This is a genomic window from Leifsonia sp. HAY1-4F, from assembly GCF_056755275.1.
Map to the genome: position 1 here is coordinate 1 of NZ_JBNDHX010000297.1, position 271 is coordinate 271.

Annotated in this window: 1 protein-coding gene; it reads left to right on the forward strand. The window is 66.1% G+C overall.

Going from position 1 to position 271, the window contains the following annotated elements; genetic code table 11:
• Position 1: 1 nt before the first annotated feature.
• The coding region (locus ACPYOG_RS19580; protein ID WP_481295789.1) for a trehalase-like domain-containing protein at positions 2 to 271 on the forward strand (270 nt) is incomplete at its 3' end.

Genomic DNA, 271 nt, shown 5'->3' on the forward strand with positions numbered 1-271 from the left:
GGTGGGGCGGGACGGGTCCATTGACTGGATGTGCTTGCCAAGGTTCGACTCACCGGCCTGCTTCGCGGCGCTGCTGCACACACCTGAGGAGGGTCGCTGGCTCCTGGCACCTGCCGGCACTCCCGACGGCGGCAACAGCACCCGCCGCACGTACCGGGAAGACACCCTGATCCTGGAAACCGTTTGGGAAGTAGACGGCGGTTCGGTGAAGGTCATCGACTTCATGCCCGTCCGCGACGACGCCGTGGACCTGGTGCGGATCGTCGAAGGT